Origin of the sequence: Rathayibacter sp. AY1B6 (assembly GCF_002932755.1) — a bacterium.
In the GTDB taxonomy this organism is placed as follows: Bacteria; Actinomycetota; Actinomycetes; order Actinomycetales; family Microbacteriaceae; genus Rathayibacter.
Window position 1 is genome coordinate 120,048 of the sequence record NZ_PSWL01000008.1, and the last position, 18,838, is coordinate 138,885.

Genomic DNA, 18,838 nt, shown 5'->3' on the forward strand with positions numbered 1-18,838 from the left:
GCCGCGGCGCGGTCGGCTTCCGAAGACGGCCGGGCAGGTGGAGCGTGTCGCGTCCGGCTACGCCGAAACGCTGCAACGCGTTTCGACGGTTCGCCTCGCGGGGGCCGTCGACCGTGGTGGCGGCCGAAGGAGTCGAAGGCCCGCGCGAACGGCGACCGCCGCGGACATCCGCGAGGCGAACCGGCGGAACGCGTGTCAGCGTTCCGTCGTAGCCGGACGCAGGACGCTCCATCCGCCCGGCCATCCGCAGGAGCCGACCGCGCCGCGGCGGGCGGGGACCGCCGCGGAAGAGGACTCACCCCAGCGGGTCGATGCCGTTGGTGCGCCAGCGCTCGTCGGCGAGCTGGCCGGGGGTGCCGGCGCTGGCGTTCTCGCCCAGGGGCTCGCCGCCCTCGACGGTGTCGGCGCCGAGCGCGGTGCCGGCTCCCTCGGCGGTGCTGCCGGGAGGCAGCAGGCCCTCCTCGTCCTCGCGGGGGCCGACCTCGTCCTCGGGGGCGTTCTCGGAGCCGCTCTCGCTCATCGGGTCGTAGCCGTGGTCCGGGTCGCGGCTCTCGTCGGCCGTCGTGTTCTCCTCGACCTCGGCGTCGGCGGGGCGGACGTCGTCGGCCTTCTCCGCGTCGGTGGAGGGGGTGGCCTCGAAGCCTGCGAACTCGGGGCTGTCGTCTGCGCTCATGGCCGCCACGGTAGCACCGGGCCCGCGAGCGCCGGAGGGGGTTCCGCCGGGCGCCCGCGACGTCTCCGCCCAGCGGCCACGCCCTAGGCTCGGGGGGCTGGCACGGACGACGGGAGCGACATGCGACGACTCGGGTACGACAGGTTCGGCGGGCCCGATCTGCTCTCGTGGCGGGAGGCGCCGGTGCCGATGCCGGGTCGCGGCGAGGTCCTGGTGCGCACGCGCGCGGCGAGCATCAACGCGACCGACGAGAAGATCCTGTCCGGCTCCGCGCGGATCATGGCCGTCGGCCGCTCCCGTCCCTACGGGTTCGGGCTCGACATCGCCGGCACCGTCGAGGCGCTCGGGCCCGGGTCGCACTCGGTCGCGATCGGCGACCGCGTGGTGGGGATGACCCGCGACGGCGACGCCTTCGCCGACGCGTCCCTCGCGCGCGGCCGGTCGCTCGTCCCGCTCCCCGACTCCCTCGGCTTCGTCGAGGCCGTCACACTCGCGATGTCGGGCGGCACCGCGGTGGGTCTGGTCGACGCTCTGCGCGTGCGCGCCGGCGAGCGCGTCCTCGTCAGCGGCGGCTCGGGAGCCATCGGCGACCCGACGATCCAGCTGCTGGTGCGCGCGGGCTGCACGGTCGCGGCGACCGGCTCGGCCGCCTCCGCCGACCTCCTCCGCTCGCTCGGCGCGGAGCCGCACGACTACCGCGCGCTCGATCTGGGCGTGCTGGGCGGCCGCTTCGACGTGGTCGTCGACGTCTCCGGCCACCTGCCGGTCGACGACGCGGCGATCCTCCTGGCCGACGGCGGGCGCATCGCGACGCTGGTGCCGAGCGGTCCGGCGCTGGTCTCGCAGGCGTCGGGCCTCGTCCGCCGGGACCGCCCGCGGGTGCGCAACCTGATCGTGGTGGCGACGGCGGAGCGGATCGGGCGCGCGGTCTCGCTGGCCGCCTCCGGCGAGCTGCGGCCCCGGCCGGGTGCCGTGCATCCGCTGGGCGACGTCGTCGACGTCCTGTCGCGCCGTGCGACGGGCGCCGACCGCACGATCGGCAAGATCGTCTTCACCGCCGACGACTCGGCTCCGCTGAGCTGACCGCGGCCGACTCCTCCTCGGCGGGGCGGCCGAGCGAGAGCGTGGCCAGGAAGCCGATGGCGAGGAACCCGGCGGCGGCGAAGGCCGCGTAGCGGGTGCCGTCCGAGAACGCCTCTCCCGCCGCCCGGGCCGCGTCGGCGGTGGCCGGCGAGGCGGCCAGACCCGCGATCGCGGCGCCGGAGGAGTCGACCACCGCGTCGACGGTGCTCGCCACCTGCTCCGCGGGGAGGCCCTGCTGCTCGAGCGAGGTCGTGAGGACTCCCGCGGTCGAGGTGTAGAGGATCGTCCCGAGCACGGCGATGCCGAGGGCCGAGCCGATCTGCCGGGCGGTCGACTGCGTGCCCGAGCCCTGCCCGCTGAGCTCGACGGGCACGTCCCGGAGCACGACCCCGGTCAGCTGCGCCGTCGCGAGACCGACGCCGAAGCCGTAGACGGCGAGGAACGGCACGAGAGCCCACCACGGAGTGGCGTCGGAGACGACCAGGCCGATGCCCGCGACTCCGACGATCTCGGCCGCGAGGCCCACCCGCACGATGAGCACCGGTGCGACCCGGTTGCCGAAGGCGCCGGCGAAGCCCGAGGCGACGAAGGAGCCGAGCGCGAGCGCGAGGAGCACCAGGCCGGTCTGCACGGCCGTGTAGCCGAGGACGCTCTGGAGCCAGATCGGCAGCGCCAGGATGATCCCGAACTCGCCGAGCGAGACGATCATCGCGGCGAGGTTGCCGTTGCGGAACGAGGCGAGGCGGAAGAGCCCGATCGCGAGCATCGCCGAGCGCCCGGCGCGCTCGCGGGCCCGCGCCCAGAGGACGAAGGCGACCCCGGCGAGCACCGCGACGGCGAACGCGATCGGGACCGGCGAGAGGCCCAGCGGCCAGCTCCAGCCGCCGATGCTCAGCCGTTCGTCGACCCCCCACCAGCCGAGCGTGCGCCCCTCGATCAGCGCGAACACCAGGGAGGCGGAGGCGATGATCGAGAGCGCGGCGCCGACGAGGTCGACCCGCCGCCCGTCGGGCTGCCGCGACTCGTCGACGAACAGCAGCGCTCCGACCACGATGATCACGCCCAGCGGGATGTTGATGCCGAACGCCCAGCGCCAGGAGAAGTCGGTGGTGAGCCAGCCGCCGAGCAGCGGGCCGACCGCGGTCATGCCGCCGATGGTCGAGCCCCAGACGGCGAAGGCGATGGCGCGCTCGCGACCGCGGAAGGTGGCGTTGATCAGCGAGAGGGTCGTCGGCAGCACCATCGCTCCTCCGACGCCCTGCACGACCCGGGAGAGGATCAGCAGGTCGCCGGTCGGAGCGAGCGCGGCCGCGACGGAGGAGAGCGCGAAGAGCGAGACGCCGACGATCAGCATCCGGCGCCGACCCCAGCGGTCGGCGAGGGTCCCGAAGACCAGCAGGAGCGCGGCGAACACGAGCGTGTACGACTCCTGCACCCACTGCACCTGGGTCGAGGTGATCCCGAGATCGGCGACGATCGACGGGATGGCGACGTTGACGATGGTCGAGTCGACGATGATCGTCGCCACTCCGAGGCTGATGACGACCAGCCCGATCCACTTGCGGTTGCGCACGGCGCTCTCCTCCGACGATTTAGTAAGCCAGCTGACTATATGCCCGCGGAGGGCGCCGTGTCGAAGGGAGGGCCTGGAAGATTAGCGGGAGGCGGGCGCGGCGACAAGGGCGCGAAGCTCCCGGAGGCGCCCGGTCAGGATGGACGCATGCCCGCATCCCCCCGTTCCTTCCCGTATCCCCTCGGCGTCTCCCTGCGCGGCGACGCCGGCGCCAACGTCGCCGTCTACTCCGAGACCGCGGACAGCGTCGAGGTCTGCCTCTTCGACGAGTCCGGAGCAGAGACCCGCGTCGCCCTCGCCGAGCGGACCGGCCACGTCTTCCACGGCCTCGTCCCCGAGATGGACATCGGCACCCGCTACGGCCTCCGCGTCGACGGCCCCTGGGACCCCGCCAACGGCCTCCGCCACAACGCCGCCAAGCTCCTCCTCGACCCGCACGCCACCGCGATCGAGGGCTCCTACACCTGGTCCGAGGACGTCTTCGGCCAGTTCTACGAGGACGCCGACTCCCGCAACGACGCCGACTCCGCTCACGCGGTCCCGCGCTGCGTGGTCACCGACCCCGACTCCTTCGACTGGAGCGGCGACACCGCGCCGCGCATCCCGCTCGAGGAGACAGTCGTCTACGAGGTGCACGTGAAGGGCTTCACGAAGCTGCACCCCGACGTGCCCGAGGACATCCGCGGCACCTACCGCGGCCTCGCGCACCCCGCCGCGATCAAGCACTTCACCGACCTGGGCGTGACCTCGGTCGAGCTGCTCCCCGTCCACCAGTTCGTGCAGGACTCGCACCTCGAGGAGAAGGGCTTGCGCAACTACTGGGGCTACAACTCCCTCGGCTTCTTCGCGCCGCACAACGAGTACTCGCACGCCGGCGACGACGGCTCGCAGGTCGACGAGTTCAAGGCCATGGTCAAGGCGTTCCACGAGGCCGGCCTCGAGGTCATCCTCGACGTGGTCTACAACCACACCGCCGAGGGCAACGACAAGGGCCCGACCCTCTCGTTCAAGGGCATCGACAACGGCTCCTACTACCGCCTGGTGGAGGAGGACCGCGCGAACTACTTCGACACCACCGGCACCGGCAACAGCCTCAACGTCGCGCACCCCGCCGCGCTGGGCCTGATCATGGACTCGCTGCGCTACTGGGTGACCGAGATGCACATCGACGGCTTCCGCTTCGACCTCGCCACCACCCTCACGCGCCAGACCGGCGAAGCCGAGGTGCACAGCGCCTTCCTCGACCTGATCGCGCAGGACCCGGTGCTCGCGCCCGTCAAGATGATCGCCGAGCCGTGGGACACCGCCGGCTACCAGGTCGGCGGCTTCCCCGCGGACTGGTCGGAGTGGAACGGGAAGTTCCGCGACGACGTGCGCGACTTCTGGAACGGCGCCGACTCGGTGCTCGGCACGACCGCGCAGCGCGTCCTCGGCTCCCCCGACGTGTACGAGGCCGACCGCCGCTCGCCGGTCTCCAGCATCAACTTCGTCACCGCGCACGACGGCTTCACCCTCGCCGACCTCACCGCCTACTCGCGCAAGCACAACGCGGCGAACGGCGAGGACAACAACGACGGCGAGAGCGACAACCGCTCCTCCAACAACGGCGCCGAGGGCCCGACGGAGAGCGAGGCGGTGAACGAGCGCCGCGGCCGCATGCGCCGCAACTTCCTCGCGACGCTGCTGCTCTCGGCCGGCGTGCCGATGATCCTGGGTGGCGACGAGATCGCCCGCACCCAGGGCGGCAACAACAACGCCTACTGCCAGGACGACGAGATCTCGTGGTTCGACTGGGAGAACGCGGACCGCGAGCTGCTCGCCTTCACCCGCGAGCTGATCGCCCTCCGCGCCGCGGAGCCGGCGCTGCGCCCCAAGTGGTTCCGCCGCGCTCCCGGCGACGGCGGCCCCGACACGGTCGACATCCTCCGCTCCGACGCGCAGGGCTTCGCCGACGAGGACTGGGACAACCCCGACGCCCGCTCGATCACGTTCGTGTTCGAGCACGAGGGCAGCGCGAGCTTCGCCCTGCTGCTGAACGCGGCGGAGAACGGCGTCGAGTTCACCGTCCCCGAGGCGCCCGGCGCCGAGTGGACGCTGGCCGCCTCGAGCGACCCGGAGCAGGTCGTCGAGGGCGAGGTCACCACGCTGATCGTCCGCGACGGCTCGTTCACGCTCCTGCGCTCGGCCTCCTGATGACCGGCCGGACCCCGCGGCTCCTCCGCTTCGGCGGGCGCATCGCGGGGTTCGGCACGGCCTCGGGGACGAGGATCGTGCTGGGCCTCTGGGAGGACACCCCCTTCGGACCGTTCGCCGACGCGATGATCGAGGACGCCGACGGCCACCGCCTCCTGATCGCACCGACCCGGGAGGTCGCGGACTTCATCGGATCGACGTACGCGTTCGACGAGGTGCGGATCGCGCCGGTGTCGTGGCGGAGGATCGCGGGCGGCCTGTCCGTCTCGGCCGGACCGCTCGCGGTGCGCCTGGAGCTCGGCGGTCTCACTCCGCTCGGCCGGCTGCTGCGGATCGTGCCGCGGCCGCTCGCCGAGCACCCGGCGTGGCTGACCGCGATCTCGCCGGTCGCCTCCCTCCTCGTGCGCGGTGTCAGCACGGCCGGGTCGGCCGGGCACGGACGCCGCGAGTACTACGGCGTGCGGGCGATCCGCCGCGTCGAGGGCGTCCACGCCGTGCTGGCGGAGGAGGACCTCGGCCCGCTGCGCCCGCTCTCGCCGCCCGTGCGGTTCGGCTTCTCGTCGGCGCCCGCCGCTCCGGCGATCGTCGACGTCACCACCACCATCGCGCTCCCGCGCGAGGGGACCACCGCGCTCCGGCGCGACCGAGAGAGAGGAGCCGCCTCGTGAAGAAGGGCGACAAGATCAGCTGGAACACCTCGCAGGGCGAGACCCACGGCGAGCTGGTCGAGAAGAAGACGAAGGAGTTCCAGTTCGAGGGGCAGAAGTTCAACGCCTCGGAGGACGAGCCCTACTGGATCGTGCAGAGCGACAAGACCGACGCGAAGGCCGCGCACAAGGAGTCGTCGCTGACGAAGAAGTGAGCGGGGCACGGCGGAGCGCCGGCAGGACCGGCACTCCGCCGTACTACGCGATGCGGATGAGCTTCTTGTTCACGAACTCCTCGAGGGCCGGGCGGCCCATCTCGCGGCCGGTGCCCGAGCGCTTCACGCCGCCGAAGGGCAGCTCGGCCGCATCGCCGAGGACGAGGTTGACCCACACCATCCCCGCGTCGATCCGGTCCGCCAGGCGCAGTGCCTGCTCCTGGTCGGTCGTGTAGAGGTAGGAGCCGAGGCCGTAGGGGGTGTCGTTCGCGAGGGCGATCGCCTCGTCCTCGTCGCGGACGCGGTAGAGCGCGGCGACGGGGCCGAAGAACTCCTCGCGGTAGGCGTCCATCTCGGGGGTGACCCCCTCGAGCACGGCGGGCGGGAAGAAGTTGCCGGTCACCTCGCCGCTGGCGCGGACGACGGCCCCCTGCTCGCGCGCGGCGGCCAGTTGCGCCTCGAGGCGCTCGGTCGCGGCGGAGGAGGAGAGCGGGCCGAGGAGGGTGCCCTCCGCGAACGGGTCGGCCGGCTGGGCGCGGGTGAACGCCTCCGTGAACTTCTCGGCGAACGCGTCGTACAGCTCGTCGATCACGATGAAGCGCTTGGCGGCGTTGCAGGACTGGCCATTGTTGTCCAGGCGCGCGGCGACCGCGTCCTCGACGGCCTTGTCGAGATCGTCGGTCGACAGGAGCACGAACGGGTCGGACCCGCCGAGCTCGAGCACGACCTTCTTGAGGTGGCGGCCCGCGAGCTCCGCGACGGCCGCGCCGGCCCGCTCGGAGCCGGTGACGGAGACGCCCTGGACCCGGGGATCGGCGATGACGGTCGCGGCCTGCTCGTTCGTGGCGTAGAGGTTGACGTAGACGCCGGCGGGGGCGCCCAGCTCCTCGGCCGCGGTGCGGAACACGTCGGCGATGGCGGCGGCAGACTCCGGGCACTGCGGCGCGTGCTTGAGCAGGATCGTGTTGCCCGCGACCACGTTCGGGCCGGCGAAGCGGGCCACCTGGTAGTAGGGGAAGTTCCACGGCATGATGCCCAGCAGCACGCCCAGCCCGGCGCGGCGGATCAGCGCGGAGCCGGTGCCCGCGGCGAGCTCGATCGGCTCGTCGGCCAGGAAGGCCTCGCCGTTCTCGGCGTAGTAGCGGTAGATGTCGGCGGCGAAGCCGACCTCGCCCTGCGCCTGGTCGAGCGGCTTGCCCATCTCGCGGACGATGATCGCCGCGAGCTCGTCGGCGCGCTCGACGTGCAGGTCGGCCACGCGGGCGATCAGCGCCGCGCGGGTCGCGACGGGCACGCTCCGCGACCAGGAGGAGTACGCGTCCTGCGCCGAGCCGATCGCCGCGGTCAGCTCGGCGTCACCGAGGGTCGGGTACTCGCGGAGGGTCTCCCCCGTGGCCGGGTCGATCACGGCGTAGTGGGTGCTCATGCGGGCTGTGCTCCTTCGCGCTGGGGGGCCGGTGCGGTCGCGCCGTCCTCGTCGATGATCTCCTGTGCCAGGCGCCTGCCGACGCGGATGGCGCCGTCGACGTGCTGGTAGCCCTCGGCGGCGAGGTCGCTCGTGCCGAAGCGGAGCGGACCCACCGGCTCCAGCTGCAGCGCGCCGTACCGGGTCAGCCCGCCCAGGTCGAAGCTCGCGGCGTACGCGCCCTGCGTCCACTCCTCGGACGCCCAGTCGCTCTCGTAGTAGACGACCGGATCGAGCGCAGCGGGCCCGAAGTAGGCGGCGAGCGAATCGAGGATCGCGGCCTTCCGCTCCGCCTCGTCGAGCGCGAGCACGCGGTCGGCCTTCTCGTCCGAGACGAAGCCGACCAGGGTGCCGCGCTCCTCCCCGTGGTTCGAGTTGTCGTAGGCCTCGTGCACGAGCGAGTGCGGGCTGAACGCGGTGCCGGAGAGGCCGTCGGCCCGCCAGAAGGGCGCGGCGTAGGTGGCGTGCACCTTGATCACGAGGCCGAGCGACTGGTGCTGCAGGGCCTGCTGCCGCAGGCGCGGGAGCGGAGGGTCGAACGAGATGCGGCCGACGAGGTTCGGCGGGACCGCGACGATCGCGCGGCGGGCGCGGAGGACGACGCCGTCGGCGCGCACCTCGACCCCGTCGTCGCCGTAGTGGACGGAGCGGACCGGGCGCCCGAGCAGGACGCGCTCGGCGCCGAGGCGCTCGGCGAGCCGCTCCGGGACCTGCTGGAGGCCGCCGATCACGCGCTTGTCGAGGATGAAGTCGGCGTCGACCAGGTTGCTGAAGCTCCCCGCGCTCGCGGCCATCAGGAGCGCCTGGAGGAGGGAGAAGGAGTGCGCGGGCTTGGTGAGCATGGCGTCGGCGAGGAAGAGGGCGATGTTCGCCCGCGCCTCCTCGTCGTCGCTCTGCTGCTCCAGCCAGGCGGCGAAGGTGATGCGGTCGTAGTCGCGGGCGAGCGGATGCGTCCACGGCGCTGCCGGGTCCGTCTCGGCGACGAGGCGGTCGAGCACCTCGATCAGGCGGGAGATCTCGGCCTCGGTGCGCTCGCTCCCGGGGAAGATGTCGCCGGTGAAGCGCCGGGCGGAGCCGTCGGCGCCGATGTAGACGCTCTCGCCCTCGCGGTAGCGGGAGTAGGTGCCGAGACCGAGCTCGTCGAGCGTCTCGAGGAGCGCGGTCTGGTCCGGCGAGACCCACTGGCCGCCGAGCTCGAGGAGCTGCCCGTCGACCACCCGGGTCTCGAGCCGGCCGCCCACGCGCTCGCGCGCCTCGACGACGACGACGTCGAGTCCGTGCTGCCGCAGCCGGAGCGCCGCGGTGAGTCCGGTGGCGCCGGCTCCGATCACGACGACGTCGTGCTCGCTGGGGGACATGACTTCTCTTTCCGTCGGTGATCGCGGGAGTGGACGCGCGGATACGGACGATCCTGTCACAGAAGCGGAGGAGAACGTCAGTGCGTGCGCCCGACGGAGGGCCGACTCGGAGGCCCCTCCACTCAACTACATAGGCGTGCTATATTGTTCCCCGTGCCCGATTCCAGTGCCCCCGTGCGCCTCGCCTCCGCCGCCACCGCCCTCACGCGGTTCGCCGGCCGGGCGAGCGGCGCGACCGGGCTCGGCGCGCAGTCCGGAGCCGTCTGGTCGACGCTCGCCGAGCTGCGCACCGCCTCCCCCTCCCGCCTCGGCGAGCTCGCCGCGAGGGTCCGCGTCACCCAGCCGACGATGACCGGCATCATCGCCCGCCTCGACGAGGCCGGCTGGATCCGCCGCGTCCACGACGCCGGCGACGGCCGCGCCTGGCTGATCGAGGCCACTGCCGCCGGCGTCGACGCCCTCGCCGAGCACCGGCTCCGCCTCGAGGCCGCCCTGGCCCCGCTGTTCGAGGACCTCGACGAGGACGACCGCCTCGCCCTCGAGCGCGCCGCGGCCCTCGTCGAGGCCCGCGTCGCCCGGATCGCCGGCACCCCCGTCCCCTCCTCCCCCGAGAAAGGCTCCACGCCGTGACCACCTCCCCCCACTCGCCCGCCCAGGGCTCGATCCTGAAGCAGCCGCTGGCCGTCTGGGCCGTCGCCTTCGCCGCGGTGATCGCCTTCATGGGGATCGGCCTGGTCGACCCGATCCTCCCGGCCATCGCCGAGAGCCTGCAGGCGACTCCGACCGAGACCTCCCTGCTCTTCACGAGCTACCTCGTCATCACCGGCGTCGTGATGTTCTTCACCAGCTGGCTCTCCAGCCGCATCGGCGCCAAGAAGACCCTGATGATCGGCCTGGTGCTGATCGTGGTGTTCGCCGCGCTCGCCGGCACGGCGGGCAGCGTCGAGGGCGTCATCGGCTTCCGCGCGGGCTGGGGCTTCGGCAACGCGCTGTTCATCTCGACCGCGCTGTCGACCATCGTCGGCGCGGCGAGCGGAGGCTCCTCCGCGGCGATCGTGCTCTACGAGGCCGCGCTGGGCATCGGCATCGCCATCGGCCCGCTGCTCGGCGGGCTCCTCGGCAGCGTCTCGTGGCGCGGACCCTTCTTCGGGACCGCCGTGCTGATGGCCGTCGGCTTCATCGCCATCGCGACACTCCTGCGCGAGGACGGCCCGAAGCCCGCCCCGACTCCGCTCTCGGCGCCGTTCGCGGCCCTCAAGGTCCCGGCCATCCGCACGCTGGCGGGCGCCGCCCTGTTCTACAACATCGGCTTCTTCGTGCTGCTCGCCTACACGCCCTACCCGCTGGGGCTGGACGAGATGGGCCTCGGCTTCACCTTCTTCGGCTGGGGCCTGGGCGTCGCGATCACCTCCGTGTTCGTCGCCCCGCTGCTCACCCGGCGCCTCCCGCGCACCGTGGTGCTGCGCTCGGTGCTGGTGCTGCTCGCGCTCGACCTGATCGCCGGCGGCCTCGTGATCTCGTCCCGCGTCGGCCTGATCGTCTGCATCATCGTCGGCGGCCTGCTGCTCGGAGTCGTCAACACGGTGCTCACCGAGTGCGTGATGGAGGCGACCGACCTTCCCCGCTCCGTCGCCTCGTCCGCCTACTCCGGCGTCCGCTTCCTCGGCGGCGCGATCGCCCCGCCCGCCGCCTCCGCCCTGGCCGCCGCGATCTCGCCGGCCTTCCCGATGTACGCCGCGGCCGGAGCCGTCGCCGTCGCCGCGCTGATCGTGCTGCTCGGAGGCCGCACCCTGGCCCGCGCCGACGCCCACGAGCCCGAGCCCGAGCTCGTCGAGGCGCAGGCGATCACGCTCGGCGAGTGACCCGCCCGGCGCGCCCGCCCCGGCCCGCCGATGCGTCGCGAACGGTCGTCATCCAAACAGGGTGACGACCGTTCGTGACGCAGGGATGCGGTCGAGCGGGGAGGGCGCGGGATCCGACCTGTGGAGAACCGGTTCACGAGTGTCGGGAGGCGGGACAGTGGCCGGATGCACGATCCCTCGCCGCTCCCGATCGGACTCCACCGCCGCGCCTTCACCGTCGCCGAGGCCCGCGCGGAGGGTCTGAGCCGCGGACGGCTCCGCAGCTCCGACCTCCACCGCCCCTTCCACGGGGTCCGCACCGCCGACCCCGACCCGGGCCTGCACCTGCGCGCGGAGGCGCTCCTCGCGCTGGTCGGTCCGGAAGCGCTCCTGAGCCATCTGACGGCGGCGCGGCTCTGGCCGCTCGATCTCCCTCCCGCCGCTGCGGACGAGCCGATGCACGTCAGCGTCCGCCGGCCGGGACGCGCTCCCCGGCACCGGAACGTCGTCGGCCACTCCCTCGCCGATCGCGACGTCCGCCGGGTCCTGCGCCGCGGACTTCCCCTGACCGATCCGGCCTCGCTCTTCTGCCACCTCTCCGCGCTCCTCGAGCCGGACGACCTCGTCGCGGTGGGCGACGCGCTGGTGCGCACGCCGGTCGTCGGCGATCCGGCCGACCGACGGCCCTGGGTGCCGCTGCCCGACCTGCGGGAGCGCGTGTCGGCCTTCCGCGGGCGAGGCTCTGTGCGGCTCCGCGCGGCGCTCGCTCTGGTGCGCGACGGGGCGGAGTCGCGGCAGGAGTCGCGGTTCCGGCTCGCGTCGCTCCGGGCGGGGCTCCCGGAGCCGGTGCTGCAGGAGCCGCTGTTCGACGCCGACGGGGTCTTCGTCGGGCGGCCCGACGGCTGGTACCCCGCGGAGCGGGTCGCGTGGGAATACGAGGGCGACGAGCACCGCAGCAGCAACAGGCGCTTCGCGCGCGACCTCGGCCGCTACGACGACCTCGCCTCGATCGGCGTCCGCGTCGTCCGCATCGTCGGCGCCGAGTTCGTCCCGCACCCCGAGCGCTCCGTCGAGCGCCTGCGCCGCGCCCTCGCGGAACGGGCTCCGCATCGACGACCGCCGACGCGTCACGAACGGTCGTCATCACGCCGGAGTGGCGACCGTTCGTGACGCATCGCGGGAGGGTGCGCGCTCAGCGCTCAGGGCGCGACCTCGAAGAGGCTCGGGCGCAGCGCGGACGTGCGCGGGTCGGCGGCGCAGGCGGCGAGCGCCGCCGCGAGGACGCCGCGGGCCGGGTGCGGCTCGCGGACGTACACGTCGACGCCGGCGGGCGTGAAGGGCGTCCGGGCGAAGCGGGTGAGCGCCCAGCCCGCCTCCTCGTCGGCGGCGGCGAACGACCAGCGGCTGCGGGCGAGGAGGGTCAGCGGCTCGACGCCGCGCCAGCGGAAGCCGGACGGATCGCGCGGGTCGGGGGTGTCGATCCCGACCACGTAGCGCGAGCGGGTGCGGCCGCGCCAGCTGACGACGTCGCCGATCTCGCCGGTCGGGAGCGGCGCGTACGTGATCGCCACCCCCGACCGCGAGCGCCAGAGCGGCAGCGAGGAGCCCCGGACGAACCAGGTGCCGCTCGCGAGCGCCCGCGCGTCGATCATCGGAGGGCGTGCTTGATGTTGGTGCGGGCCAGCGCGACGGCCTCGCCCGCTCCTCCGTTCATCACGATCTTCGACACCGCCAGCGCGAAGCCCTTGACCTGCGCGCCCGTGATCGTGGGCGGCAGCGAGAGGGCGAGCGGATCCGTCACCACGTCGACGAGGACCGGGCCGCCGTCGGCGAGCGCCGAGCGGAGGGCCTCCTCCACGTCGCGCGGGTCCTCGACGCGGATCCCGCGGATGCCGATCGCCTCCGCCACCTTCGCGTAGTCGACCATCGGCACGTCGACAGCGAAGTCCGGGAAGCCGTCGACCAGCATCTCGACCTTCACCAGCCCGAGCGTGGAGTTGTTGAACACGACGATCGTCACGGGCAGCCGGTAGGCGGCGACCGTGACCAGCTCGCCCATCAGCATCGAGAGCCCGCCGTCGCCGCTCAGCGACACGACCTGGCGTCCCGGGTGCGAGAGCTGCGCGCCGACCGCCTGCGGGAGCGCGTTCGCCATCGAGCCGTGCATGTAGGAGCCGAGCAGGCGCCGCTTCCCGTTGGGCGTGATGTAGCGGGCCTGCCAGACGTTGCCCATGCCGGTGTCGGCGGTGACGATCGCGTCCTCGGAGAGCAGGCCGTCGAGCGTGGAGGCGACGAGCTCGGGGTGGATCGGACTGCGCGTGCCGACCTCGGTGTACTTCCCGACGACTCCGGTGACCAGCTTCTCGTGCTTCTTCAGCGTCTTGTCGAGGAAGCGGTGGTCCTTCCGCTGCACGAGCGGGGTCAGCGCGGTGAGGGTCGCCGCCACGTCGCCGTGGACGGGGTGCGCGACGCTGACGCGGCGCCCGAGCTTCGAGGCGTCGCTGTCGACCTGCGCGATGACCACCTTCGAGGCGTCGGGGAGGAACTGCTCGTAGGGGAAGTCGGTGCCGAGGAGGAGGAGCAGGTCGGCGTCGTGCATGCCGGCGTGCGCCGCTCCGTAGCCGAGGAGGCCCGTCATGCCGACGTCGTAGGGGTTGTCGTACTGGATCCACTCCTTGCCGCGCAGGCTGTGCCCGACGGGCGCTCCTACCAGCTCGGCGAAGGCGACGACCTCGTCGTGCGCGTTCTGCACTCCGGCGCCCGCGAAGATCGCGACGGTCCGCGCCTGGTCGATCGCGGCCGCGAGGGCGCGGACGTCGGCCTCGGCCGGGACCAGGACGGGCGTCGACGGCAGCACGAACGCGGGGAAGCCGTCCACCGCCTCCAGCTCGGCGATGTCGCCGGGGAGGGTGACCACGGCGACTCCGCGGAGGGCCACCGCACTGCGCATCGCGGCGTTCACGACGCGCGGGGCCTGGGCGGCGGTGGAGATCAGCTCGCGGTAGTTCGAGCACTCGACGAAGAGCCGGTCGGGGTGCGTCTCCTGGAAGTAGGACGAGCCGATCTCGTTGCTGGGGATGTGGCTCGCGATGGCGAGCACCGGGGCGGAGGAGCGGTGCGCGTCGTAGAGGCCGTTGATGAGGTGCAGGTTGCCGGGGCCGCAGCTGCCGGCGCAGACGGCGAGGCGCCCGGTGAGCTGCGCCTCCGCGCCGGCGGCGAAGGCGGCCGCCTCCTCGTTGCGCACGTGGATCCAGTCGATGCCTCCCTTCTCGGAGCCGCCGCTGCGGCGCACCGCGTCGACGATCGGATTCAGCGAGTCGCCGACGATCCCGTAGATGCGGGAGACGCCGGCGTCGATGAGCTGGGCGATGAGCTGGTCTGCGATCGTCTTCTGAGCCATGACCCCATTCGACCGGACCGGGCCGAGCGTCCGCTACTCCGGAAAGTGGAGATCCGGGTCGAGTGCATCCCCCTCGGGACGGATGCCCTGCACCCCTAGCCTGGGAGTCGTCACAGGAACACCTCCGTGCCGCTGATCCCGGGAGTCGCCATGAACCGCCGCAGAACCGCCCTCGTCCTGGCCGCCGGCGCAGCCCTCGCCCTCGGCCTGACCGGCTGCTCGGGCCTGAACGGCCTGATGGGAGGCGAGACCCGCGACGACGAGACCGGGGAGATCACCGAGGGCGGGACGACCGACGTCTTCCAGCTGCGCGTGGGCGACTGCCTGAACGGCGAGCTCAGCGAGGAGGCGACCGAGGTCACCGACGTGCCGACCGTGCCCTGCACCGAGCCGCACGTCTACGAGGTGTTCCAGAACCTGACGATGGCCGACGCCGACGAGTACCCGGGCGAGTCCGTCGCGACGGAGCAGGCCGAGACCGACTGCGTCACGGCGTTCGAGTCGTTCACCGGGATCGGCTACCAGGACTCGGCGTACGACTTCAGCTACTACTACCCGACCGCCGAGAGCTGGGGCACGGGCGACCGGACGATCAACTGCATGATCACCGACCCGAACGGGCCGAGCACGGGCACGCTGGCGGGCGTCGCGGCCTGATCGGCGTCCCCGCGCGCGGCCGGGTCAGCCCCGGTCGCGCGCGGGGAACAGGCGCAGCAGCAGGCCCGAGCCGATCCAGACCACGGCGATCCCCGCGACGAGCCACGAGGCTCCGAGGCCGGACGCCGCTCCCGCCAGCACGGCGCCGACGGCCGCGGCGGCGGAGCGCAGCCCCGCGCCGATCGTGAACACCTGCGAGCGGACGGCGGCGGGGCTCTCCTGGTCGCGCAGCAGCAGCATCGCGGCGTTCGAGGGGGCCGTGAAGACGCCCGCGACCGCGAAGGCGGCGATCGCCACGACGATCCCCAGGTCGGGGACGGCGACCAGGAGGACGGCGCCGGTCGCGATGTAGGCGGCACCCATGGTCCACGCCGGCGGACGGCGGGTCCAGCGGCGGGCCGCCACCGCGAGGGCGCCGAGCAGGCCGCCCACGGCGAAGGCGGTCAGGATCCACGCGGCGGCGTCGGTGCTGCCCAGCCTCTCCACCGAGAGGCTGATCGCCGCGACCCCCGCCGCTCCGCCCGCGACCTGGCTGAGCGTGCCCGCCGAGGTGACCACCGCGATCGGCCGGTGCCGCACGAGGTGGGTGACGCCCGCGACGATCGTCCGCAGCACGCCGACCGTCGGCGCCGGACGCGCCTCCATCGCCAGGCCGAGCGATCCGACGACGCCGATGAGGGCGAGGACCGCCATGGCGAGCATCGCGGTCCGCGCTCCCCCGACTCCGACCGCGAGGCCCACGATCGCGGGCCCGCTGATCGAGGCGACCGTGTACGAGAGCGAGTCCTGCGCGTAGGCGCGGCGCGGCTCCGGGATGGCGCTGGTGACGAAGCTCGACATGCCGCCCATGTAGACGGGCGTCGCGAGCCCCGCGAGGAGCAGCAGCACCACGATGAGCGGAGTCGGCACCTCGCCGAGGAAGGCGGCGACCGCGAAGGCGACGGCGGTCGTGAGCGCGGCGCCGACCAGGAGCCGGCGGGGGCGGCGGACCCGGTCGAGCACCGTGCCGACGAGCGGCGCGGCGATCACAGCGGGGAAGAGCGCCGCGCCGGTCAGGGCGCCGCCGAGCGCGACGTCGCCGAGACGCTCGACGGCGAGGACGGGGAGGGCGACGACCATGCCGGCGCTGGCCAGGCGGAGGGGGATCGACGCGGCCTGGTAGCTGACCGCGCTCATGCGGGACCGGGGATCGACATCACCTCCGATGGTGCCACGACTGCGCAGCCGGGTCTGCCGGGGAGGCAGGCCACCGGCGTCCGAGCGGCCTGCGGCGGCGCGCCCTAGGCGATCGGCGTCCGCGCCGCGAGCTCGGCCGCCGCCGCGACGCCCAGCCGCCAGGGCGCGCCGTGGCCGGGCAGGAGGGTCCGCGCCCCGGTCCCGGCGAGCACCCGCAGCGAGTCGAGGGACTGGGCCGTGTCGGCGGTGGCGGCGCGCGCGACCAGGTGCGGGCCGGTGCGCGCGGAGTAGGGGTCGAGCGTGACCAGCGCGTCTCCGCCGATCACCGTGTCGCGCTCGGGCAGGTGCAGCGAGACGTGCCCGTCGGTGTGCCCCGGAGTCGCCAGCACGCGGGGCGACCCGGGCACGTCGAGCACCGCCCCGGCGGTCAGCGGCAGCGTCCCGTGCACGGGCGGCACCGCGAGCGCGCCCGCACGGGCCATCGCGCCGAGCACCGGGATCGCGGAGGGGTGCAGCAGCGGGTACATGAACGGCGTGCGCTGACGGCGGTAGGAGTAGGGCTGCGCGGCGAGCGGCTCGTCGGCCGCGTGCAGGTGCACGGGCACGCCCTGCCGGACGAGGCCGCGGGCGACGCTGAGGTGGTCGAAGTGCGCGTGGGTCAGCACGAGGGCGTCGATCTCGCGGAGCGAGCGGCCGAGCACCTCCAGCGCGCGGATCAGGTGCGGCCACGTCCTCGGGAGCCCGGCGTCGACGACGGTCAGCCGGCCGGCCTCCTCGATCAGGTAGAGGTTCGTCCAGGCGTGCTCGAGCCGGTGCACACCGGGCGCGACGTCCCGGTGCAGGCTCGCTCCGCCCCCTCGCCGCTGCTGCCGGTGCTGCTGCTCGTCCATCGTGCTCCTGCGCCTTCGGGCACGCGCCCGATCGCGACGACGCTACGAGCGTCTGCGACGGATCGGACAGGGCGTTGACGGCGGGGGTCCGCGTCGTGCAGGGGTCAGCGGCGCCGCCCGCGGAGGGCGAGCTGCGCCGCGGCGAGCAGGAGGAGGACCGCGAAGAGGATCCCGGACACGCGCGCCGGCAAAAGGAAGGAGAGCGCCACTCCGGCGAAGGAGAACGCCGTGGCGGTGAGCCCGACGACCAGGCCCGCCCGCACGTCGAGCAGGCCGCGCCGGGCGTTCGCGATCGAGCCGGTGACCGCCGTGGGGATCATCGCGGCGAGCGAGGTGCCCTTGGCCAGGAGGTCCGCGAGCCCGAAGGCGCCGACCAGGACCGGCACGGCGATCGCTCCGCCGCCGATGCCGAAGAGGCCGGAGGCGACGCCCATCCCGATGCCGAGCCCCGCGAATCCGGGCCACACGCCCCAGCCCTCTGCGACGTCGCCGGTGTCGTTCGAGCCGAACACGGCCATCCGCACCGCCGCGGCCACGAGCAGCGCCACGAACATCCAGCGCAGCACGCCGAGGGGCAGCCGCGCGAGCAGCCAGGATCCGGCCACCGCCCCGAGCATCGCCGCGGCCGCGATCACCGCCGCCGGAACCCAGGCGACCTGGCCGGCGAGGGCGTAGCCGAACGCCCCGGCGACCGAGGTCGGGGCGATCGCGAGCAGCGAGGTGGCGGAGGCGCGGCGCTGGTCCATCCCGGCCCAGGCGATCAGCATCGGCACCATCACGATGCCGCCGCCGACGCCGAACGCGCCCGACAGGGTTCCGCCGACGGCGCCGATCAGGGCCAGGACGAGCAGGGTGCGCGGGCGCACGCGTGCGGCCGTCCGATCGGGGAGGGGCGCCTGCGGGGCGGTCGCGTCGGTCACGGCTCCATGCCACCACAGCGCCGAGCCGAGGGCGAATCGCCGCGCGAGGACTTCGTTCCTGAGAGGACCCGCCCGGAGCCGCGCGGCTCTCTGGCAGTTGCCTGGGCGGGCCGGATCCGACCGTGACGTTCGGCGTCGACGGAGCGTCCTACCTGCATACCCCGCCTGATCGAGCGATCGGGCCCCGAGCGAAAGAGGAGACCATGGCCGAGACCACCGCGTCCACCACCCGTCAGACCAGCACCGGATCCGGACGCACCGTGATCGAGGACGGCGTCATCGCCAAGGTCGCCGGCATCGCCGCGCGCGAGGTCCCGGGCGTCCACGCCCTCGGCGGCGGAGCGGCCCGGGCGATCGGCGCCCTCCGCAGCGCGATCGGCAACGACGACCGCGGCCAGGGCGTCAAGGTCGAGGTCGGCGAGCGCCAGGTCGCGGCCGACGTGACCATCGTCGCCGAGTACCCCGCGCCGCTGCAGAAGGTCGCCGAGGACGTGCGCTCCGCCGTCGCCGACGCGATCCAGCACATCGCCGGCATGGAGGTCGCCGAGATCAACGTGACCGTCCAGGACGTCCACATCCCCGAGGACGACACCCAGGAGTCCGACCCGCGCGTCGTCTGACCGTTCCCCCGCACCGACGCCCCGGGCCGAACGGCACCGGGGCGTCGGTGTGTCGGCGTGTCGCCATGTCGGCGACCCTGCGCCGACTCCCGAGACGTCCCCCCGCGCCCGAGCCCCTGAGCCGATC

18 protein-coding genes are annotated in these 18,838 nt (G+C 73.6%); 9 read left to right on the forward strand and 9 right to left on the reverse strand.

Annotated elements, in window-relative coordinates; all coding sequences use genetic code 11:
* Positions 1 to 295: 295 nt before the first annotated feature.
* A complete protein-coding gene (locus C5D08_RS06260; RefSeq protein ID WP_146087935.1) occupies positions 296 to 673 on the reverse strand; it encodes a hypothetical protein in 378 nt (125 codons plus the stop codon).
* Positions 674 to 793: 120 nt separating this feature from the next.
* On the opposite strand from C5D08_RS06260, the gene C5D08_RS06265 reads away from it, so the two are divergent.
* Entirely contained in the window at positions 794 to 1,756 is a 963-nt protein-coding gene (locus C5D08_RS06265) for an NADP-dependent oxidoreductase (protein WP_104276292.1), read from the forward strand.
* Here the strand turns inward: C5D08_RS06265 and C5D08_RS06270 are convergent.
* On the reverse strand, positions 1,725 to 3,329 hold the full coding sequence (locus C5D08_RS06270; RefSeq protein WP_181110320.1) for a DHA2 family efflux MFS transporter permease subunit: 1,605 nt from the start codon (positions 3,327 to 3,329) through the stop codon (positions 1,725 to 1,727). The two genes, C5D08_RS06265 and C5D08_RS06270, sit on opposite strands and share 32 nt — an antisense overlap.
* A 147-nt stretch (positions 3,330 to 3,476) precedes the next feature.
* Here C5D08_RS06270 and glgX point away from each other — a divergent pair, with 147 nt between their 5' ends.
* Genes glgX through C5D08_RS06285 form a run of 3 tightly spaced genes read left to right on the forward strand, consistent with a single transcriptional unit; the run spans position 3,477 to position 6,384 of the window.
* Positions 3,477 to 5,522, forward strand: coding sequence for a glycogen debranching protein GlgX (gene glgX / locus C5D08_RS06275; RefSeq protein ID WP_104276294.1), 2,046 nt, complete (start codon positions 3,477 to 3,479; stop codon positions 5,520 to 5,522).
* Positions 5,522 to 6,190: a hypothetical protein gene (locus tag C5D08_RS06280; RefSeq protein WP_104276295.1), complete on the forward strand. Its 669-nt coding sequence runs from the start codon at positions 5,522 to 5,524 to the stop codon at positions 6,188 to 6,190. The genes glgX and C5D08_RS06280 overlap by 1 nt, the downstream gene beginning before the upstream one ends.
* Positions 6,187 to 6,384 (forward strand): DUF2945 domain-containing protein, encoded by a 198-nt coding sequence (locus C5D08_RS06285; RefSeq protein WP_104276296.1) that lies wholly within the window; start codon positions 6,187 to 6,189, stop codon positions 6,382 to 6,384. Before C5D08_RS06280 ends, C5D08_RS06285 begins: the two co-directional genes overlap by 4 nt.
* Positions 6,385 to 6,427: 43 nt before the next feature.
* On the opposite strand, the gene C5D08_RS06290 is transcribed toward C5D08_RS06285, so the two are convergent.
* Positions 6,428 to 7,810 carry an NAD-dependent succinate-semialdehyde dehydrogenase gene (locus C5D08_RS06290; protein WP_104276297.1) on the reverse strand — a complete coding sequence of 461 codons (1,383 nt, stop codon included), beginning with the start codon at positions 7,808 to 7,810 and terminating at the stop codon, positions 6,428 to 6,430.
* Complete coding sequence (locus C5D08_RS06295; RefSeq protein ID WP_104276298.1) at positions 7,807 to 9,207, reverse strand: NAD(P)/FAD-dependent oxidoreductase; 1,401 nt, start codon at positions 9,205 to 9,207, stop codon at positions 7,807 to 7,809. Before C5D08_RS06295 ends, C5D08_RS06290 begins: the two co-directional genes overlap by 4 nt.
* A gap of 153 nt (positions 9,208 to 9,360) precedes the next feature.
* Here C5D08_RS06295 and C5D08_RS06300 point away from each other — a divergent pair, with 153 nt between their 5' ends.
* The 3 genes from C5D08_RS06300 to C5D08_RS06310 all read left to right on the forward strand — a co-directional run bounded on the left by C5D08_RS06300 (position 9,361) and on the right by C5D08_RS06310 (position 12,218).
* Positions 9,361 to 9,837 (forward strand): MarR family winged helix-turn-helix transcriptional regulator, encoded by a 477-nt coding sequence (locus C5D08_RS06300; RefSeq protein WP_181110321.1) that lies wholly within the window; start codon positions 9,361 to 9,363, stop codon positions 9,835 to 9,837.
* Positions 9,834 to 11,069, forward strand: a complete 1,236-nt coding sequence (locus tag C5D08_RS06305) for an MFS transporter (protein ID WP_104276300.1) — start codon at positions 9,834 to 9,836, stop codon at positions 11,067 to 11,069. The genes C5D08_RS06300 and C5D08_RS06305 overlap by 4 nt, the downstream gene beginning before the upstream one ends.
* 165 nt (positions 11,070 to 11,234) lie before the next feature.
* The gene (locus C5D08_RS06310; RefSeq protein ID WP_104276301.1) at positions 11,235 to 12,218 is read left to right on the forward strand and encodes a hypothetical protein; all 984 of its coding nucleotides are present in this window, start codon (positions 11,235 to 11,237) and stop codon (positions 12,216 to 12,218) included.
* A 29-nt stretch (positions 12,219 to 12,247) separates the two neighbouring features.
* On the opposite strand, the gene C5D08_RS06315 is transcribed toward C5D08_RS06310, so the two are convergent.
* Both C5D08_RS06315 and C5D08_RS06320 read right to left on the reverse strand, forming a co-directional pair.
* Complete coding sequence (locus C5D08_RS06315; protein ID WP_104276302.1) at positions 12,248 to 12,700, reverse strand: hypothetical protein; 453 nt, start codon at positions 12,698 to 12,700, stop codon at positions 12,248 to 12,250.
* Positions 12,697 to 14,448, reverse strand: a complete 1,752-nt coding sequence (locus tag C5D08_RS06320) for a pyruvate dehydrogenase (RefSeq protein ID WP_104276303.1) — start codon at positions 14,446 to 14,448, stop codon at positions 12,697 to 12,699. Before C5D08_RS06320 ends, C5D08_RS06315 begins: the two co-directional genes overlap by 4 nt.
* A 150-nt stretch (positions 14,449 to 14,598) precedes the next feature.
* Here C5D08_RS06320 and C5D08_RS06325 point away from each other — a divergent pair, with 150 nt between their 5' ends.
* On the forward strand, positions 14,599 to 15,105 hold the full coding sequence (locus C5D08_RS06325) for a septum formation family protein (protein WP_146082575.1): 507 nt from the start codon (positions 14,599 to 14,601) through the stop codon (positions 15,103 to 15,105).
* A gap of 24 nt (positions 15,106 to 15,129) precedes the next feature.
* On the opposite strand, the gene C5D08_RS06330 is transcribed toward C5D08_RS06325, so the two are convergent.
* The 3 genes from C5D08_RS06330 to C5D08_RS06340 form a co-directional block, all read right to left on the reverse strand.
* The gene (locus tag C5D08_RS06330; protein WP_104276305.1) at positions 15,130 to 16,281 is read right to left on the reverse strand and encodes an MFS transporter; all 1,152 of its coding nucleotides are present in this window, start codon (positions 16,279 to 16,281) and stop codon (positions 15,130 to 15,132) included.
* Between the two features lie 104 nt (positions 16,282 to 16,385).
* A complete protein-coding gene (locus tag C5D08_RS06335; protein ID WP_104276306.1) occupies positions 16,386 to 17,171 on the reverse strand; it encodes an MBL fold metallo-hydrolase in 786 nt (261 codons plus the stop codon).
* A 104-nt stretch (positions 17,172 to 17,275) separates the two neighbouring features.
* Positions 17,276 to 18,091, reverse strand: coding sequence for a sulfite exporter TauE/SafE family protein (locus C5D08_RS06340; protein WP_104276307.1), 816 nt, complete (start codon positions 18,089 to 18,091; stop codon positions 17,276 to 17,278).
* Positions 18,092 to 18,294: 203 nt separating this feature from the next.
* Between C5D08_RS06340 and C5D08_RS06345 the strand changes: the two genes are divergently transcribed.
* Positions 18,295 to 18,711 (forward strand): Asp23/Gls24 family envelope stress response protein, encoded by a 417-nt coding sequence (locus C5D08_RS06345; RefSeq protein WP_104276308.1) that lies wholly within the window; start codon positions 18,295 to 18,297, stop codon positions 18,709 to 18,711.
* Positions 18,712 to 18,838: the final 127 nt, after the last annotated feature.

Coding starts and splice junctions, on each gene's coding strand:
- C5D08_RS06280 (WP_104276295.1), top strand. CDS start 5,522: ATGACCGGCCGGACCCCGCGGCTCCTCCGCTTCGGCGGGCGCATCGCG.
- C5D08_RS06265 (WP_104276292.1), top strand. CDS start 794: ATGCGACGACTCGGGTACGACAGGTTCGGCGGGCCCGATCTGCTCTCG.
- C5D08_RS06310 (WP_104276301.1), top strand. CDS start 11,235: ATGCACGATCCCTCGCCGCTCCCGATCGGACTCCACCGCCGCGCCTTC.
- glgX (WP_104276294.1), top strand. CDS start 3,477: ATGCCCGCATCCCCCCGTTCCTTCCCGTATCCCCTCGGCGTCTCCCTG.
- C5D08_RS06295 (WP_104276298.1), bottom strand. CDS start 9,207: ATGTCCCCCAGCGAGCACGACGTCGTCGTGATCGGAGCCGGCGCCACC.
- C5D08_RS06325 (WP_146082575.1), top strand. CDS start 14,599: ATGAACCGCCGCAGAACCGCCCTCGTCCTGGCCGCCGGCGCAGCCCTC.
- C5D08_RS06345 (WP_104276308.1), top strand. CDS start 18,295: ATGGCCGAGACCACCGCGTCCACCACCCGTCAGACCAGCACCGGATCC.
- C5D08_RS06335 (WP_104276306.1), bottom strand. CDS start 17,171: ATGGACGAGCAGCAGCACCGGCAGCAGCGGCGAGGGGGCGGAGCGAGC.
- C5D08_RS06315 (WP_104276302.1), bottom strand. CDS start 12,700: ATGATCGACGCGCGGGCGCTCGCGAGCGGCACCTGGTTCGTCCGGGGC.
- C5D08_RS06320 (WP_104276303.1), bottom strand. CDS start 14,448: ATGGCTCAGAAGACGATCGCAGACCAGCTCATCGCCCAGCTCATCGAC.
- C5D08_RS06290 (WP_104276297.1), bottom strand. CDS start 7,810: ATGAGCACCCACTACGCCGTGATCGACCCGGCCACGGGGGAGACCCTC.
- C5D08_RS06330 (WP_104276305.1), bottom strand. CDS start 16,281: ATGAGCGCGGTCAGCTACCAGGCCGCGTCGATCCCCCTCCGCCTGGCC.
- C5D08_RS06260 (WP_146087935.1), bottom strand. CDS start 673: ATGAGCGCAGACGACAGCCCCGAGTTCGCAGGCTTCGAGGCCACCCCC.